Genomic DNA, 15,654 nt, shown 5'->3' with positions numbered 1-15,654 from the left:
ACAGCGCCAAAATGAAAAACGCGGCCCGGGTTGGGGGCCGCGCTTCCTCATAGGCAATGAGATCGATGCGCTTTACTTCAGCGCAGCATCGGTGATCGCGTGAGTCCAAGCGCCCTCGGGCTGCTTGGTGATCACCGGATCCGATCCGCCGGCCATCAGGGTGGCAACCGTACGGTCGAAATCAGCAGGATCCAGCGCCCCGTTCGAGCCAGCGGTCAGCTTGGCGATTTCACCCATCATCCGCTTCTGGTGGGTTTCGGTCTGGGCACCCGTCGCGTCATTGTCGAGCACGATACCAGCTGCGTCATCCGGGTTCTCTTCAGCCCATTTCCAGCCTTTCATGGATGCCCGGACAAACCGCTCCATGCGGTCTGCAAAAGCTGGATCGCTCAGGTTTTCCTCGAGCACATAGAGACCGTCCTCCAGTGTCGCCACGCCCTGATCTTCGTATTTGAAAGTCACCAGCTCGTCCGGATTCACCCCGGCGTCGATGACCTGCCAGTATTCGTTGTAGGTCATGGTGGAAATACAATCTGCCTGACGCTGCAAAAGCGGGTCGACGTTGAAGCCCTGTTTCAGAACCTCAACTCCGTTTTCCGACTTGCCGGCGGTGTCGATACCCAGCTGGCTCATCCAGCTCATGAAGGGAAATTCGTTGCCAAAGAACCAGACACCGAGCGTGCGGTTCTTGAGATCATCGGGCGACGCGATCCCCGCATCTTTCCAGCAGGTCAGCATCATCCCCGAGCTCTTGAAAGGCTGCGCGATATTGACCAGCGGCAAACCCTTTTCCCGCGCCGCCAGCGCTGCCGGCATCCATTCGACGGTTACGTCAGCTCCGCCACCGGCAATCACCTGCGTCGGCGCGATATCCGGGCCACCTGGCAGGATGGTCACATCCAGGCCTTCCTCTTCGTAGAACCCCTGATCAAGCGCCACATAGTAACCGGCGAACTGCGCCTGCGTCACCCATTTGAGCTGCAACTTTACCTCATCCGCAGCCCAAGCTCCCGTGGCTGCCAGAACCAGAGCGGATACCGCTCCGCCAAGTCGCTTCATCATCGCTTTCTTCTCCTTGTTGATATGTCTTTTGTTTTTTTGCCCCTCTTTCCGGAGGCTCCGCTCATCAAACCCGTCTCTTAACCTCGTTGCGACGGATGCCAGAAGGTCACGACCTTCTCGATCATCGCCACAGCCCCATAGAACATCGTCCCGGCCAGCGCCGCCACCACAATTTCGGCCCAGACCATATCAAGCGCAAGCTGGCCAACGCTGGTAGAGATACGAAACCCCATGCCCAGCGTCGGCGAGCCAAAGAATTCAGCAACGATCGCACCGATCAGCGCCAGCGTGGTCGAAATCTTGAGCCCGTTGAAAACGAAGGGCATGGCCGCAGGCAAACGCAGTTTGAAAAAACTCTGCCAGTATGAGGCGGCATATGTTTCCATCAGGTCCCGCTGCATCTGGGTTGTCTCGCGCAGACCGGCCACCGTGTTGATCAGCACCGGAAAGAACACCATGACAACCACAACGGCGGCCTTTGACTGCCAGTCAAACCCGAACCACATCACAAGGATGGGTGCGGTTCCGACAATTGGCAGCGCGGCCACGAAATTGCCAACCGGCAACAGGCCAAGCCGCAGGAATTCCGACCGGTCGACCATGATCGCGACCAGAAAGGCGGACAGGCAGCCAATCAAATATCCACTCAGCGCGCCCTTAACAAAGGTCTGTACGAAGTCTTCCCAAAGAACCGGCACGCTCGATACAAACCGCTCGGCAATGACCGAAGGTGCCGGCAGGATCACAAGCGACACTTGGAGCCCGCGAACCACCAGTTCCCACATTGCCAGAACGGTCAGTCCAAAAATCAGCGGCACCAAAAGCTGCACCACGCGCGTATCCGCATGGGGCCCTTCGGCAAGACGGGTGTTCACCCACCATCCTGCAAGCCAGACCAGAAGCGCGGCAAATACCAGTGTCATCGCGTTGCCTCCCGATTGCGCCAAATGGAAACGCCCTTACAGAGCCGTCCTTTGGTGGGCGTCGCGCCCCGGATTACAGCAGCAATACTCATGCCATGCCCATCCGCTTTAACACAGACCGTTCAATCAGGCCCAGCAGGCCGACCAGTCCAGCCGCGAGAATTGCCGCCGCGAACAGCGCCGACCAGATCTGCACAGTCTGACCATAATAGCTGCCGGCCAGCAGCCGTGCACCCAGGCCCGCCACAGCCCCAGTCGGCAATTCACCGACGATCGCGCCGACAAGCGAGGCGGCAATGCCGATCTTCAGAGACGCAAACAGGTATGGCATGGACGCCGGAAGCCGCAACTTCCAGAAGCCCTGCGATTTTGAGGCATTGTAGGTGCGCAGCAGGTCCAGCTGCGGCCCGTCCGGGCTGCGCAACCCTTTCACCATGCCCACAACCACCGGGAAAAAGCTGAGATAGGCCGAGATCACGGCCTTGGGGATAATCCCCTGCACTCCAACTGAATAAAGCACCACGATGATCATCGGCGCCAAGGCGATGATCGGGATTGTTTGACTGACAATGGCCCAAGGCATGACCGACATATCCATCACTTTGGAATGCACGATGCCCACCGCCAGAAGGATCCCCAGCCCGGTGCCGATGGCAAAGCCCAGCAACGTGGCGCTAAGCGTCACCCATCCATGAAACACCAGCGATCGCTTCGAAGTGATTTTCTTGTTGAATGTCGTATCCCAGAGCTCGGTGCCCACCTGATGCGGCGCCGGCAGCCGAGGGCGCTCCTGCGACCAAGTTGCGGGAATGGCAAAACTGTTATCGGCCACGAGTTTGAGTTCGCTCATGTCGCGTCGGGTCTTGGCCTCAGGCGGAACAACCTCAGCTCCAGCTCGTTCAGCTTCGGTCAGTATCCCCTTGATATTCATGGGAATACAGGCCACGTACCAGATCACGATCAGCGCAGCGACCACCGTTACAACTGCCATCAGCTGTTTCATCATCGGGATACCCTCCACTTAGAGAGACCCCAGAAAAATTCGCTCGGCTCAGTCGTCATAGGAATGCCCCGCCCGCAAGCCTTCGCGCACCCTGTGTGCCACGTCGATGAATTGCTGCGTATCGCGAATGTCAAGCGGCCGCTCCCTGGGCAACGGGCTTTCGATCACGTCAGTGATCCGACCCGGCCGCGGGCTCATCACCACGATCTTGGTCGACAGATACACCGCTTCGGGAATTGAATGGGTCACAAAGCCGATGGTCTTGCCGGTCCGCGCCCACAGTGCCAACAGCTGTTCGTTGAGGTGATCCCGCACGATTTCATCCAAGGCGCCAAAAGGCTCGTCCATCAACAGAATATCGGCATCGAACGCCAGCGCCCGCGCGATCGATGCACGCTGTTGCATCCCCCCGGAGAGCTGCCACGGGTATTTCCCCCCAAACCCTTCAAGGTCAACAAGTTGCAAGACGTTATTGACGCGCCTCTCCTGCTCGGCCCGGTCAAAACCCATGATTTCCAGCGGAAGTTTGATATTGCCGGCAATGGTCCGCCACGGATAAAGCCCGGCCGCCTGAAAGACATAGCCATAAGCCCGGTTCCGGCGTGCCTCGTCTGGGCTCATGCCATTGACGGACAAGGTTCCGCCCGTCGGGGTTTCCAAGGCTGCAATGCATCTCAGGAACGTCGTCTTGCCACATCCCGAAGGCCCGATGAAGCTGACGAAATCGCCCTTGTCGATCTGCAGGTTCACGTCTTTGAGCGCATGGACCGGGCCGTCATTGGTCTCAAAGGTAAGATCCAGTTGCCTCGCCTCGATCACGGGCTGGGTATTGGTTTCAGTGTTCATTCTACTGCCCCAAGTTGAAGCGTCCCCGGCCAGTCGACCGGGGGCGGTTCAGTTTCGTTCAAACGCCGGTGGCCGGAATTCCTGTCCGTTCCACGGGTCGCGGAGCCGTAAGCTCCTTCCAGGTTGAAAGCGCCTTGTTGACCGTGGTTTGCGCCTGACGCTCCACGAACTTGCCATGGCCTTCCTGCGTGCGGATCTCACCGTCATGCACCGCAACCTGCCCACGGGTCAGGGTGAACCTTGGCAGCCCTTTGACCTCGTGACCCTCAAAGACGTTGTAATCGATGGCAGACTGCTGGCTGCTGGCCGAGATGGTCTTGGTCTTGTTCGGATCCCAAACCACCAGATCCGCGTCGGCGCCCACGAGAACCGCCCCCTTTTTCGGGTAACAATTCAATATCTTGGCGATATTGGTTGAAGTCACCGCGACGAACTCATTTGCAGTCAGCCGGCCGGTCGCAACCCCGTGCGTCCACAACATCGGCATACGGTCTTCCAAACCTCCGGTTCCGTTCGGGATCTTGGTGAAGTCACCCACACCATAGCGTTTCTGCTCGGTGGTAAAGGCACAGTGATCGGTCGCCACAACCGAGAGCGACCCCGATTGCAGCCCTGCCCAGAGGCTGTCCTGATGCTGTTTGTTGCGGAACGGAGGGCTCATCACGCGCCGCGCGGCATGGTCCCAGTCCTTGTTGAAATACTCGCTTTCGTCCAATGTCAAATGCTGGATCAGAGGTTCACCCCAGACCCGCTTGCCCTGCATCCGGGCTCGACGGATCGCCTCATGGCTTTCCTCACAGGAAGTGTGCACGACATAGAGCGGAACCCCCGCCATATCCGCGATCATGATCGCGCGATTGGTGGCCTCCCCCTCGACCTGCGGTGGTCGGGAATAGGCATGTGCCTCCGGCCCGGTATTGCCCTCTGCCAGCAACTTGGCAGACAGCTCCGCCACCACATCGCCGTTCTCGGCATGCACCATGGCAATTCCGCCAAGCTCAGCAAGGCGCTGGAAAGACGCATACATTTCGTCGTCATTCACCATCAGCGCGCCCTTGTAGGCCATGAAATGCTTGAAGGTGTTGATACCGCGCTGTTCAACCACGGTCTTCATGTCCTCAAAGACCTGCTCCCCCCACCACGTAACCGCCATGTGGAAAGAATAGTCGCAATTGGCGCGGGTTGATTTGTTGTCCCAGCGTTTCAGTGCGTCCAGCAACCCTTCACCGGGATTGGGCAACGCGAAATCCACCACCATCGTGGTGCCGCCGGCCAGCCCGGCGCGGGTTCCGCTTTCGAAATCATCACTGGAATAGGTGCCCATAAAGGGCATCTCCAGATGGGTATGCGGATCGATCCCACCCGGCATCACGTAGCAGCCAGTGGCATCTAGCTCGGCATCGCCCCTCAGATCCGGACCGATCTCGGTGATCACACCGCCCTCAACCTTTACGTCCGCCTTATAGCTCAGATCGGCCGTGACAACGGTTCCATTCTTGATGACTGTAGCCATTTTCATCTCCCTGCGGGCGCCGTTTGTGCGCCTCTCTTCATCTTTTTCAAGTACTCCGGGGGTTTGGGGGCTGGCCCCCAATCCGGCTTCACCTTCCGGGCACCCCCCGTTCGCGGGTGAAACGCTCCACTGGAACGTTTCCGGGGCGCCATCTCACTCAACGATCTCCGCCGTCTCGACCACCGCGTGAAACAGAACATCCGTCCCAGCTGCAGCCCAGTCCTTGCTGATCTCTTCGGCCTCGTTGTGGCTCAACCCGTCCACACATGGACACATCACCATCGCGGTCGGTGCTACCCGGTTGATCCAGCAGGCGTCATGCCCTGCCCCCGAAATGATGTCGCGATGCGAGTATCCGAGGCGATCGGCCGCGTTTCGCACCGCCGCCACGCAGGTGTCGTCGAACTTGACCGGATCAAATCCACCCACCTTCTCGTATTCGATCTCGACCCCCATGGCTTCGGCAATCTTGTTGCCTTCGGCCCGCAGGCGCGTCTCCATGTCCTCAATCACCGACAGCTCCGGCGAGCGCAGATCCACAGTGAACACCACCTTGCCGGGGATCACGTTGCGTGAGTTCGGGTAGACATCGATATGCCCGGCAGCCCCAACCGCATGGGGCGCATGCGACCACGCGATCTCGTCCACCGCCTCCAGAACACGCGCCATGGCCAGCCCGGCATTGCGGCGCATCGGCATCGGGGTCGACCCGGTATGGGCGTCTTTTCCGGTAATCGTCACCTGCGTCCACGACAGGCCCTGCCCATGAGTGACAACGCCGATGTCCTTTCCCTCGGCTTCGAGGATAGGGCCCTGTTCGATATGCAGCTCGAAAAAGGCGTGCATTTTTCGAGCTCCGACCTCTTCGTCGCCCCGCCAGCCGATCCGCGCGAGTTCGTCCCCAAACGTCTTACCCGCGGCATCCTCGCGTTCATAAGCCCAGTCCTGGGTATGCATTCCGGCGAATACACCAGAGGCCAGCATTGCGGGTGCAAACCGCGTGCCTTCTTCGTTGGTCCAGTTGGTGGCAACAATCGGATGTCGGGTCTTGATCCCCAGATCATTCAGCGTTCGCAGGATCTCGAGCCCGCCAAGCACGCCCAGAATACCGTCATACTTGCCGCCGGTGGGTTGGGTATCAAGGTGACTGCCGACATAAACCGGCAGAGCTTCGGGGTCGGTGCCTTCGCGGCGGGCGAACATGTTGCCCATCTGATCCAGCCCCATTGTGCAGCCGGCCGCTTCGCACCAGCTTTGGAACAAGGCGCGACCTTCCGCATCCTCATCCGTCAGAGTCTGACGGTTGTTTCCGCCTGCTACGCCCGGGCCAATCTTGGCCATCTCCATCAGGCTATCCCAGAGCCTGTCTCCGTTGATCCTGAGATTCTGTGCCGGAGCCGCCATTGTTCTTCCCCTGTTGCTCGCGAATTTGTTCGCTGTGTTTTTTCAGATTTGACCAAACGGTCAAACTCACGCTATCACGGACTCAGCACCAGTCAAGAAATTGCATCGCCACATTTAAAAAATCCGCGTCCCGGCGCAGATAACGACAGGAAAATGGGCAATTCACATGCCGCAGGATCGCGCACCCACCCGAATCCAGAAAAAGAACCGAACCGCAATTCTCGAAGCGGCCCTGACCGTATTTGCCGCCCGTGGCTTTCGCGGTGCAACAGTGGACCAGATCGCTGCCGAGGCCGGGTTGTCGAAACCCAATCTTCTCTACTACTTCCCGTCGAAAGAGGCCATGCACAATGCGCTGCTCGAACAGCTTCTCGACACCTGGCTTGACCCTCTGCGCTCGCTCGATGAAAAGGGCGATCCACAGTCTGAAATCATGGCCTATATCGAACGAAAATTGCAGATCAGCCGGGATTACCCGCGCGAGAGCAGACTCTTTGCCAACGAAATTGTTCAAGGTGCGCCAAGGATCCAAGACGCGCTCAGCCGGGATCTGAAGACTCTGGTCGATGAAAAGGCCGCGCTGCTGCAAAGCTGGATGGATCAGGGGCGGATCGCAAAAGTGCATCCCTACCACCTCGTGTTCTCCATCTGGGCTCTGACCCAGCACTACGCGGATTTTGAGGTGCAGGTCCACGCCATCCTTGGCGAAGAAGACCCCTATGAAGGTGCCGAGCCGTTTCTCGAAACGCTCTATTCGCGGCTGCTGGCCCCATAAGAAAAGGAGCGGCACTATGCGCCGCCCCGATCCTGGTTTGCCTCTGGCCGGCCTGCTTACTCTGCCGCTTTGGCCATTGGATTGTTCGGATGCGTGGTCCAGTTGGCATATTCTTTCTCGACCACTTTGCCGGTACGCGGATCGACATCGCCGGCCTGCATCGGCACCATGTCGATACATCCTTCGACCGGGCAGACATCGACACAGAGATTGCAGGCCACGCATTCCTCGTCGATCACCTCAAACACGCGGTCATCCGACATCGAGATCGCCTGATGCGAAGTGTCTTCGCAGGCCGCGAAACAACGGCCGCACTTGATGCACTGGTCCTGATCAATCTTGGCTTTGGCGATGTAGTTCAGGTTGAGATACTGCCAGTCGGTCACATTCGGAACGGCCCGGCCAACGACCTCGGACACTGATGTATAGCCTTTTTCATCCATCCACTGGCTCAGCCCGGCCGTCAGTTCCTCGATGATGCGGAACCCATAGGTCATCGCCGCGGTGCAAACCTGAACATTGCCAGCGCCAAGCGCGATGAATTCTGCCGCGTCGCGCCATGTCGTCACGCCGCCGATACCCGAGATTGGCAGCCCGTGGGTTTCGGGATCCCGCGAAATCTCCGAGACCATCGACAGCGCAATGGGCTTCACCGCCGGACCGCAATAGCCGCCATGGCTCCCTTTGCCGTCGATCGACGGCTCGGGACTGAAGCTGTCGAGATTGACACTGGTAATCGAATTGATGGTGTTGATCAGAGAAACCGCGTCCGCACCACCATTTTTGGCCGCTGCCGCCGGCTTGCGGATGTCAGTGATGTTCGGCGTCAGCTTTACGATGACCGGCTTGTCGTAATACTGCTTGCACCAGCGGGTCACCATCTCGATGTATTCCGGAACCTGGCCGACGGCGGCCCCCATGCCGCGCTCGCTCATACCGTGCGGGCAACCAAAGTTAAGTTCGATCCCGTCCGCACCGGTTTCCGCCACCCGCGGCAAAATCGCTTTCCAGGCAGCTTCCTCGCAGGGCACCATGATCGAAGCAATCAGCGCGCGGTCCGGGTAGTCCGACTTGACCCGGGCCATCTCTTCGAGATTCACCTCAAGAGGCCGGTCGGTGATCAACTCAATGTTGTTCAAACCCAACAATCTCCGATCGGCACCGTAGACTGCTCCGTATCGTGGACCATTCACGTTCACGACCGGCGGCCCCTCGGAACCCAGAGTTTTCCAGACAACACCACCCCAACCCGCTTCGAAAGCACGGCGGACGTTGTATTCCTTGTCCGTCGGCGGAGCCGAAGCCAGCCAATACGGATTCGGGCTCTTGATCCCCAAAAAGTCTGTTGTCAGATCTGCCATTTTCAAGGCCTCCCTTGGATATTCTTGTTGCTGTTCCTCGCCACCGAACCTCTTGCCGGGATCGACCCGATAGGTGTTGTGGTCCTGCGGCTGTCATGTTGAGTCTTCGCGTTCACGCGTATCGTCGTTTCCACGGTCATGCCCGACCTCCCACACCGATCAGGTGGTCGCGGCGCTTTGCAAATTCTGTCTCGAAATCATGCCGGGCGGCGTATGACAGGGCGGCAACACTGGCGCGATGGATCTCGTCCGGATCCCGGGCGATGCCGGCAATCCTGTCAGCCAGCGCGGGCACATCGCCAAGAGGCACCGTCCACCCAGCTTTCGCGTCCTCCATCAAACGGGCCAGCATGTCGTTGGCATAACCGACCACAGGCAGGCCACAGCCCATCGCTTCGATATAGGTGCAGGACGGATCCGATTGCCGGTGGCAGCTCAGAAACACATCTGCAGCGCTGCGGGATATGGGCACCAGTTCGGTTTCGAAATCGACCGGTTCGTGAAGGCGAACCACCTCTGCGAGCTCATACCGTGCTATCCCGTCCGAAATCTCGCTCCGCAGGCTGCCTGCGCCGTAGATGTCGAGCGTAAAGTTCACGCCCCGATCGTTCAGCGCGCGCGCCAGCGGAACCAGATCCTGCGCACCTTTCATTGTCTCGAGCCGCCCCGAATTGATCAGCCGCAGAGGCGCGCCTCTGCGCAGACGTGCATCGCGATCCGCAAGGTCGGCCTTTCGCGCGAACATCTCGCGCCGCATCCGGTTGTCGAGAAACAGAAGCGTGTCGTCGCTGTATCCCGAATAGCTGTCAAAGGCCGGAAAACCGTTGACCTGAAGCCCGTCAGCAAGCCCGAACGCCTTGCGGCGCAACCGTTCTTGCTGAAGCGTCCAGATCCCGCTTTTCAGTTTCTGGGGCAGCGATGTTGACCGGTCGAGCCGCAGGATCTGCAATCGGGTGTTCAGATCATATTCGACCACATAGACGATGCGGGTTTTCAGACGCCGGGCTGCTTCGGCAAGATGCAGATCGAGATGCAGATCGCCCGATGCCTCGATGACATCGTATTCCTGCAACACCGCCTCGTCCACGGCGCTGCCTTCGGGCAACAGACGCAAGCCAAAAGGCAGATCCGCCACATCATACTCGGCGTCGAAGGGAATACTGTCGACCCCTTCCCGCAAGACGCAATCCACACGTCCGGGCCATGTTTCGCAGATCGTCTGCATGCCAGTGACGAACTTTGTGTCCAGCCGCACGCGCTCTGGTGATACGCGTATCACCGGTGCGGGGGGGAGCATCAATCGGTCAGGCATCTGTCATCCGGCTATGTGTTCACGTGGGGCTGTCATGTGACCCCGTTTCTGGTTGGGTCTTATTGCCGCGACGCCCCTCTCTGGGGGCGTCGTCAGCATAGCAGAAAACCTCAGGAGCTGCCCGCAAGCGAGGCGTGGATGTCCATTGCCGCATCCCTGCCTTCGGCCACGGCGGTCACTGTCAGGTCCTCACCACCAGAGGCACAGTCGCCCCCGGCCCAGACGCCGGAGATTGACGTGCGGCCGTTTTCGTCGACACGGATCTTGCCGCCTTCGAGCGCGATACCGTCCGGCGCGCCCTCGAGTGACTGACCGATGGCCTTGAACACCTGATCGGCCCGCAGACGCACAGTCTCACCGGTCCCGCTCAGGCTGCCGCCCTGAGAAGATGTGTATTCCAGTTCGATCTCAACAGCTGCGCCATTGCCATGGACGGCCACCGGCTGAACGTTGAACATCAACTTGACGCCTTTGGAGGCCGCGAGATCCTGTTCGAACCCACTTGCGCCCATCTCGGTGCGGGACCGGCGATAGGCAACCGTGACATTCTCGGCGCCCAACAGCTTGGACTGCACCGCAGCGTCAATTGCGGTCATGCCGCCACCGATGACCACCACGTTACGACCAACCGGCAATGCCGATAGATCGCCTGACTGCCGTAGGTCCGCGATAAAGTCGACCGCATCGCGCACACCGTCCTTGTCCGCGCCATCTGCGCGCAGAGCGTTTACCCCGGCAAGGCCGATCGACAGGAACACCGCGTCATAGTTCTGCTGCAAACCGTCCAGAGTAATCCCCTGTCCGAGCGCAGAACCGGTTTCGACAGTGATGCCACCGATCTTCAGCAGCCAGTCCACTTCGGCTTCGGCGAAATTGTTGGTGCTCTTGTAAGCGGCAATGCCGAACTCGTTGAGCCCACCGGATTTCGCCTTTGCCTCGTGGATCACCACGTCGTTGCCCAGCATTGCCAGACGATGGGCACAGGCCAGCCCGGCCGGCCCTGCCCCAACGACGGCCACCGTCTTGCCGGTTGCCGGAGCGCGCTCAAAAGGATGCTCACCAGACGCCATCAACGTGTCAGTCGCATGGCGCTGCAACCGGCCGATCTCGACCGGTTTACCTTCTGCGGTTTCGCGCACACAGACCTCTTCGCAAAGTGTTTCTGTCGGGCAAACACGGGCACACATGCCGCCGAGAATGTTCTGGCTGAGGATCGTCCGGGCCGCCGCCTCGGATTGTCCGGCCTGAATTTGTCGGATGAACAGAGGAATATCGATATCCGTGGGACAGGCCGTCTGGCACGGCGCATCGTAACAGAAATAGCAGCGATCCGCAGCCACGGCCGCCTCATGCGGCGCGTATGCCGGATGCAGATCCGAGAAATTCGAAGTCAGTTCATCTCTGGAAAGCCGACCGGACGCAATGCCGGGAGCCATCTGGCCCTGTGCCATGCTCTTCTCCCTGAAGATATGTTTGTTATTGATCTCCAGATTGCCACATCCAGAAATTTTATCAATTGGTAAAATTTTTAATTTTGCCCGCCATTCACTGAACTAGGAGCGCCACGTAATAGTCTGTTTCTTATTCTTTTTTGTGGATCCAAGCCATCAAACTTGCCGGGCTCCGCCCTGATATTCTCCAATTTCCAATCAGACCGGGCCACCATTAGGAACCTCGAGCATCAGGAAATCCGCCGCTCGGAAAGCTTTTGATTCGTAAGTGCTGGATCAGGTCGCCATTCCCGCAGTTATCGCTTACGGTGGTGGCTTACCCGGTCAAATCTACAGGATCATTCCATTCGATGACCCCGGTTCTCCCGTCTGACCTTGCGTTTGGCTGGCAAAAGACAAGCGGGATATCAAAAATCGTGATACCAGAATTCTAACAACCCGCTTGTCGCGCATGACCAGTCACGCAACCTTGAAATGGGGAATTGGCACCGGTGAAATCAGGGAGGATCACCATGGCACGTCTGTCCGCGTTCAACTTCCAGCAATGGATTGACGAGCACAAACATCTGTTGAAACCGCCAGTCGGCAACCAGCAGATCTGGGAGGACGCCGATCTTATGGTCACCGTGGTTGGCGGCCCGAACAAGCGCACCGATTATCACGACGATCCGGTCGAGGAATTCTTCTACCAGCTCAAGGGCGACATGGTGCTGAAGATTCATGACGGCGGAGATTTCTACGACGTTCCGATCCGCGAAGGCGAGATTTTCCTGCTGCCGCCCCATGTGCGCCATTCTCCACAGCGTCCGCAGGAGGGCTCGATCGGGCTGGTGATCGAACCGCAACGCCCCGATGGCGAGGTGGATGCGATCGAATGGTATTGCTTTGGCTGCGGCACGCGGGTGCACCGGGCCGAATTGATCCTTGAAAGCATCGTTCGCGACCTGCCTCCGGTCTATCAGGCGTTTTATGCCGATGAAAAAGCGCGCACCTGCCCTTCCTGCGGAGAGATTCATCCCGGCAAGGAACCACCCGAGGGTTGGGTTCAGATCTGATCCGCGCTTAAACTCGTGAAAAACAATGATTCTATAACAGGGAGAGAGACATGACCTTTAGCTTTAGGGGGCTGGCACTGGGGGCTGCCTGTGCCGCATTGGCGCTCAGCACATTACCGGCCACGGCCAAGGAATTCCGCCTTGGGCTGATTACACCGCCACCGCATACATGGACCAAGGCGGCCGAAGCCTTTGGCGCGGAACTGTCTGAAAAGTCAGGCGGAGCACATTCCGTGTCGGTTTTCCCTGCCCGGCAACTGGGCAACGAGGCGCAGATGCTGCAACAGCTGCAGACCGGGGCGCTGGACATGGCATTCATGACCGTGGCCGAGGTTTCGAACCGGGTGCCCAACATGGGCGCCTTTTATGCGCCCTACCTGGCCGGCAATATCGACCACGCCGCCGCGATCCTCAGATCGGATACCGCAAAGGGGATGCTCGAGGTTCTCCCGCAGGAAGCCGGTGTCGTTGGCGTGGGCTATGGTTCAGCGGGGATGCGACAGATCCTCAGCCGCGGCGAGGTCAACTCGGCTGCCGATCTGGCTGGTCTGAAACTGCGGATTACCCCGTTTGACCCGATCCTCGATTTCTACAATGCACTTGGCGCAGCACCGACACCGATGCCGCTTCCTGCCGTGTATGACGCTCTGGCCAATGGTCAGGTTGATGCGATCGACATGGACGTGGAATTGATCAACGTGCTCAAATATCACGAGCATGCCGACACCATCCTGATCTCCAACCACATGATGTTCCCAATGGTCGGTCTGATTTCTGCCCGGGTTTATGCCGGCCTGTCGGACGAGGACAAGGCGATGATCTCGGAATTGATGGCCAAGCACGTAGACAGCACGCTTGATGTCTATATCGCCCGCGAGCCGGAATGGACCGAGGCGCTGAAAGGGGTTGGAAAGACCTTCAAGGAGGTGGATTCATCCTTCTTCGGCGATGCGATCGGCCAGTGGGAAGAGACATGGACCGCCAAGGCTCCGTCGCTGCCCGACCTGCGTGCAGCTGCTGAAGCCACCAAGTAATCCGACACGAAAACAGCGAAACGGGCCGGATTTGATCCGGCCCGTTTCGACCATCAGGCCCCCGCAAAGCGCATCCAAAATTGCATAGAGCGGGGAAAGAAAAGGCAGGTAAATGCTCCATCGGGCATCGCATCTCTGGGCACGGGTCGAGATCTTTCTGGCCGCCGCATGCGCGGCAGCGGTCACCGGGCTCATTTTGCTCAACGTCATCACCCGTGCGGCGGGAAACGCGATTTACTGGGTGGACGAGGCCGCGATCTATACGATGGTCTGGATGTGTTTTCTCGCGTCTTCCGCTGCCCTGCACTATCGGAATTCTATTGCCGTGACCGTCCTGAACGAGTTGCTGCCGGCTACAGCCGGGCGGGCGCTGTCCCGTTTCGTCGATGTCATGGTCTTTGTCTTTGCCTGCCTGATGGTGTGGGTTTGTCTGCGATGGTTTATGCCGGTGCAACTGATACAGGCAGGTTGGGACGTGAAAGCGTTTCAGGGACAGACCTTCAATTTCATCTATGCCGAGCCCACCAACACGATTGGCATTAAGAAGGCATGGGTCTGGCTGGTGATGCCCCTGTTTACCTTTGGTGCTCTGCTGCATGCCAGTGCCAACCTTTTTTATCCCGGAGCGTCCCGGTCGGAGGTGGCAGGATGACCCCGTTCATTTTTATCATCCTGCTTTTTGGTTCGGTCCCCATCGCTCTGGTGCTGGCTCTGACCGCGCTTTGGTACATCTACGAAAGCGACAATACGGTTCTCTATGACAGTTTCGGGCAACAGATCTTTTCCGGTGTCGAGAATTATGGCCTGCTTGCCATCCCCTTGTTCATCCTGACCGGAGAGTTGATGAACGAGGGCGGCATGACACAGCGGCTGGTGCGCGCCGCACGCGTGTTCGTCGGAGGGTTTCGCGGCGGGCTGGCCTATATCAACTTGCTGGCCAACATGTTCATGGCCGCCATCATCGGCTCAGCTGCCAGCCAGATCGCCGTGATGTCGCGCGCGATGGTGCCGGCAATGACCAAAGAGGGCTATGACCCCGGTTTTGCCGCCGCCACCACCGCTGCCGGAGGCCTACTGGCGCCCGTCATCCCACCATCGATGCTGTTCGTGATCTATGGCGTTCTGGCGCAGCTTCCGATCGGAGACCTCTTTATCGCGGGCATCATTCCCGGCCTCATACTTGCCGCGGCCTTCTTTCTGGTCGTCGCCCTGATCGGACTGGCGCAGGATTTTCCCAAGGGGGAGTGGATGTCCCTACCCGATGCAGTCAGCGCCATTCGCGGCGCCCTGCCCGCCTTTTTGATCCCGATTGCGATTGTGGGCGGAATCCTGTTCGGGATCGCCACTCCGACCGAGAGCGCCGCCGTCGCTTCGTTGATTGCGTTTGCCATTGGCTGGGGCATCTACCGCGAAATCAACCCGAGGGATCTCGGACAGCTGTTCGTGCGCACCGCCACGAACTCGGCGCTGGTGATCTTCATGATCGCAGCAGCAAATGTTTTTGGCTGGGTTGTCGTCTACGAAGAACTGCCGCAGCGGCTGGCTGCGTTCATAGCCACAGTGACGTCAGACCCGTTCGTCTTTTTGCTGATTGTCAATCTGTGCCTGCTGGTGGTGGGAATGCTGATCGACGGGATTGCGGCCCTGATCCTTGTCACACCAATCCTTCTGCCAATCGCGATGTCGAGCTACAACATCGATCCGTTCCACTTCGGCGTGGTGATCTCGCTCAATCTTGTGCTGGGTCTGCTGACCCCGCCTGTCGGGGTCGGCTTGTATATCGCATCGGCGATGTCGGGAGTCCGCCCGTTCACCATCTTCACCGCACTGTGGCCGTTTCTGCTGGCGGTAGCACTGGTTCTGGTGCTTCTGAGCTACTTCCCGATCCTATCCACCATGCTGATCTGAACCGCAC

Annotated in this window: 14 protein-coding genes; 5 read left to right on the top strand and 9 right to left on the bottom strand. The window is 58.8% G+C overall.

The features are described from left to right. Window positions 1–72: 72 nt before the first annotated feature. The 6 genes from ACP15U_RS05345 to ACP15U_RS05320 all read right to left on the bottom strand — a co-directional run bounded on the left by ACP15U_RS05345 (window position 73) and on the right by ACP15U_RS05320 (window position 6,751). Window positions 73–1,059 (bottom strand): ABC transporter substrate-binding protein, encoded by a 987-nt coding sequence (locus ACP15U_RS05345; protein ID WP_425044279.1) that lies wholly within the window; start codon window positions 1,057–1,059, stop codon window positions 73–75. 80 nt (window positions 1,060–1,139) lie between these two features. Next, window positions 1,140–1,985: an ABC transporter permease gene (locus tag ACP15U_RS05340; RefSeq protein ID WP_425044106.1), complete on the bottom strand. Its 846-nt coding sequence runs from the start codon at window positions 1,983–1,985 to the stop codon at window positions 1,140–1,142. Between the two features lie 88 nt (window positions 1,986–2,073). Further along, window positions 2,074–2,988, bottom strand: coding sequence for an ABC transporter permease (locus ACP15U_RS05335; RefSeq protein WP_425044105.1), 915 nt, complete (start codon window positions 2,986–2,988; stop codon window positions 2,074–2,076). A 48-nt stretch (window positions 2,989–3,036) separates the two neighbouring features. Beyond that, window positions 3,037–3,834, bottom strand: a complete 798-nt coding sequence (locus ACP15U_RS05330) for an ABC transporter ATP-binding protein (RefSeq protein WP_425044104.1) — start codon at window positions 3,832–3,834, stop codon at window positions 3,037–3,039. A 58-nt stretch (window positions 3,835–3,892) separates the two neighbouring features. Continuing rightward, a complete protein-coding gene (gene hydA, locus ACP15U_RS05325) occupies window positions 3,893–5,347 on the bottom strand; it encodes a dihydropyrimidinase (RefSeq protein ID WP_425044103.1) in 1,455 nt (484 codons plus the stop codon). A gap of 153 nt (window positions 5,348–5,500) precedes the next feature. Then, entirely contained in the window at window positions 5,501–6,751 is a 1,251-nt protein-coding gene (locus tag ACP15U_RS05320) for a Zn-dependent hydrolase (protein WP_425044102.1), read from the bottom strand. A 166-nt stretch (window positions 6,752–6,917) separates the two neighbouring features. Here ACP15U_RS05320 and ACP15U_RS05315 point away from each other — a divergent pair, with 166 nt between their 5' ends. Next, complete coding sequence (locus ACP15U_RS05315; protein ID WP_425044101.1) at window positions 6,918–7,526, top strand: TetR family transcriptional regulator C-terminal domain-containing protein; 609 nt, start codon at window positions 6,918–6,920, stop codon at window positions 7,524–7,526. Between the two features lie 56 nt (window positions 7,527–7,582). Here the strand turns inward: ACP15U_RS05315 and preA are convergent, their stop codons facing one another. The 3 genes from preA to ACP15U_RS05300 all read right to left on the bottom strand — a co-directional run bounded on the left by preA (window position 7,583) and on the right by ACP15U_RS05300 (window position 11,650). Then, window positions 7,583–8,887, bottom strand: a complete 1,305-nt coding sequence (gene preA, locus ACP15U_RS05310) for an NAD-dependent dihydropyrimidine dehydrogenase subunit PreA (protein WP_425044100.1) — start codon at window positions 8,885–8,887, stop codon at window positions 7,583–7,585. A gap of 136 nt (window positions 8,888–9,023) precedes the next feature. Beyond that, window positions 9,024–10,199, bottom strand: a complete 1,176-nt coding sequence (locus ACP15U_RS05305; protein ID WP_425044099.1) for a glycosyltransferase — start codon at window positions 10,197–10,199, stop codon at window positions 9,024–9,026. A gap of 110 nt (window positions 10,200–10,309) precedes the next feature. After that, window positions 10,310–11,650, bottom strand: a complete 1,341-nt coding sequence (locus tag ACP15U_RS05300) for an NAD(P)-dependent oxidoreductase (protein WP_425044098.1) — start codon at window positions 11,648–11,650, stop codon at window positions 10,310–10,312. A gap of 512 nt (window positions 11,651–12,162) precedes the next feature. Between ACP15U_RS05300 and ACP15U_RS05295 the strand changes: the two genes are divergently transcribed. The 4 genes from ACP15U_RS05295 (at window position 12,163) to ACP15U_RS05280 (ending at window position 15,647) form a co-directional block, all read left to right on the top strand. Further along, on the top strand, window positions 12,163–12,705 hold the full coding sequence (locus tag ACP15U_RS05295; protein WP_425044097.1) for a 3-hydroxyanthranilate 3,4-dioxygenase: 543 nt from the start codon (window positions 12,163–12,165) through the stop codon (window positions 12,703–12,705). Window positions 12,706–12,755: 50 nt separating this feature from the next. Beyond that, on the top strand, window positions 12,756–13,739 hold the full coding sequence (locus tag ACP15U_RS05290; RefSeq protein ID WP_425044096.1) for a TRAP transporter substrate-binding protein: 984 nt from the start codon (window positions 12,756–12,758) through the stop codon (window positions 13,737–13,739). Window positions 13,740–13,851: 112 nt separating this feature from the next. Continuing rightward, window positions 13,852–14,391, top strand: coding sequence for a TRAP transporter small permease (locus ACP15U_RS05285; protein ID WP_425044095.1), 540 nt, complete (start codon window positions 13,852–13,854; stop codon window positions 14,389–14,391). Then, window positions 14,388–15,647, top strand: coding sequence for a TRAP transporter large permease (locus ACP15U_RS05280; protein ID WP_425044094.1), 1,260 nt, complete (start codon window positions 14,388–14,390; stop codon window positions 15,645–15,647). The genes ACP15U_RS05285 and ACP15U_RS05280 overlap by 4 nt, the downstream gene beginning before the upstream one ends. Window positions 15,648–15,654: the final 7 nt, after the last annotated feature.

The organism is Primorskyibacter sp. S87, from assembly GCF_049801055.1.
GTDB lineage: Bacteria > Pseudomonadota > Alphaproteobacteria > Rhodobacterales > Rhodobacteraceae > JBNAGF01.
Note: the sequence above shows the minus strand (reverse complement) of the source record. Positions and strands in the feature narration are given on the sequence as shown.